This is a genomic window from Bifidobacterium sp. UBA6881 (genome assembly GCA_002451435.1).
Lineage (GTDB): Bacteria > Actinomycetota > Actinomycetes > Actinomycetales > Bifidobacteriaceae > Bifidobacterium.
On sequence record DKCF01000046.1, the window covers coordinates 13,709 to 15,862 of the forward strand.

At 63.2% G+C, this 2,154-nt stretch carries 2 protein-coding genes and 1 pseudogene; all 3 read right to left on the reverse strand.

The genetic code is table 11. From position 1 onward, the window contains the following. Positions 1-68 precede the first annotated feature (68 nt). The gene (locus B3C64_RS03875; RefSeq protein WP_291533865.1) at positions 69-758 is read right to left on the reverse strand and encodes a pyroglutamyl-peptidase I; all 690 of its coding nucleotides are present in this window, start codon (positions 756-758) and stop codon (positions 69-71) included. 217 nt (positions 759-975) lie between these two features. Beyond that, positions 976-1,809 (reverse strand): IspD/TarI family cytidylyltransferase, encoded by an 834-nt coding sequence (locus B3C64_RS03880; protein WP_291533867.1) that lies wholly within the window; start codon positions 1,807-1,809, stop codon positions 976-978. A gap of 111 nt (positions 1,810-1,920) precedes the next feature. Beyond that, positions 1,921-2,154, reverse strand: a pseudogene (locus B3C64_RS03885) (laccase domain-containing protein); the annotation flags it as partial.

Genomic DNA, 2,154 nt, shown 5'->3' on the forward strand with positions numbered 1-2,154 from the left:
ACGCGGAACCGGCGCAGAACCAGAATCACAGAAGACGGCCCATCCATCCAACCGGCGACGAGCCATAGTCAGTCCAGCAGAATATCGCCCGACGACGGTTCGAGGAAGTACCGCACGGATTCGCGCACCACGTCGTAGCCGGCCTCGATCTGCTGCGCAAGGGGCAGTCCATGCTGGGAATGCGGCCGCTCGTTGACGATCGGCAGACTGACGAAACCGGAAAGCACGCGCTTGTTCTGCGCCGCGGACCAATCAAGCAGATGATAGAACAGCGAATTGCATACGAACGTGCCCGCATCGGAGCTCAGCGAAGCGGGAATCTCATGCTTGGCGAAATCCCGCAATATCGAACGCAGGGGCAGACGGGTCCAATACGCGGCCGGCCCTTCCGGATTGATCGGCCGACGCGGCGGAATCACGTTGTCCGCGTCGGGCTTCGCCGCATCCATGAGATTCGTGGCGCAGCGCTCCAGCATGACGCCCCGCGCGGAACGCTTGAGCCCGGTCGCGATGACGATGTCGGGATTGGCCGGCTCTATGGCCTCCAGCAAGGTGGGCCAGGCCTTGGCGAAGCTGACGGGCAGGGTCACATTGGTCACCCTCACCTCGACGTTGTCCGGGATGCCGTCCGCTTCCGATTCGCCACACGCGGTATCCGACCACCGTTGGGCAAGCGCCTCAGGCACCCGCAAGGCCGGATTCACGTCGATGCCGTCATATGGCGCGAATCCGGAAATGACGATATTGATCTGCTGCATGGCTCCCAGTGTACGTGGTCGATGTGTATTCATCGCGTACCGACATGTCAGACGAGCCGTCGGCATGGTCCAAAAACGTCTTGGAACGTTCCCGGACGCCTCACCGGCGTCGTGGAGAACCCACTGCATGAGACTAAGACAGAAATCCAAAACAAAAAACGGGAATCCTGGGCGGATTCAGGATTCCCGTATGCCGCCGCTACCGGCGATCGCGTCTTTACCGGCGGTGCATCTGCGAGAACGCCTCGGCGAACACAGCATGCATGCGCGCCTTGGCCTCCTCCTTGGCATGTTCCGGATCGAGGCCGCGCGCGATGCCTTCCGCCACCGGCATATCGGCGTGCGTGGTGATTTTGAGGTTCGTCTCGGAACCGTCTACGATGGCGACCGGCTCGTCAGGCAGATAATCCACCACCACGCGCGTATCGTCGGTCGGATGGAAATCGGGATCGGCCGCGGCCAGCGCGTAGGCCTTGGTGATGGTGCCGAAGCGGAAGGCCTGCGGCGTCTGGGCGCGGAACGTATTCGCGCGCTCGGGAACGGAACGCACCACCTTGCGGTCTCCGAGATCGTCGGTGAGCAGCACCGTGTCCGTGGAAGCATAGGCGACGGTGGCCGCATTGAACCGGTCAAGGCTGTCGATGCAACCGTCGATGGAACGCTGCTCCACGAACGGGCGCACCCCATCGTGGATGAGGATCTTCGCCTCATCGGGAATGCCGGCCTCGCGCAACAGCTTCAGCGCGGCCAGCGTGCTGTCGACGCGTTCGGCGCCGCCCGGCACCACGGCACGCACCTTGGTGTATCCGCCCTCATCGATCAGCGAATTCACCACGCCGCCCACACGCTCGTTCACCACGACGATGATGTCGCTCACGCGGTCGTTCTTCTCGAACGCCTCGATGCTCCAGCACACGATCGGCTTCTCCCCCACCGAAACCAACTGCTTCGGATTGTCCTCATCGAACCGCGTGCCGAAGCCAGCGGCCAGCACCACGGCCACGACCGGCATCCTCTGCTCCTGCATTGTTCTCTCCTCTTGTTTTCCCATTCCAGTTCCGCCGGCCGACGTGCCGTCGATGCCCGTCAGACCGCCAAGTTCATCCGTCGAATCATCCGTCGGCCTCGCCGCGCGAATCGGCGAATATCCGCACGACGCCCGTTATTCGCGCACGATCAGCGCCAGCATACGGCCTTCGTGCTTCTTGCCGGCGAGCGATGCGCGACGGTGGGAGAACCACAGCGGATTCTCCAACGTGCACAGGCTGTGGCGGATCTTGCGGAAACGCTCTGCGAGCCGCGCGTCGCCCTCGCCGTCGGTCCGGCACAGTCCGGCCAATTCCTCGTCCTCGTCCAGATACTGCGTGGCCGCGTTGACGCGGGGCATGGACGACAC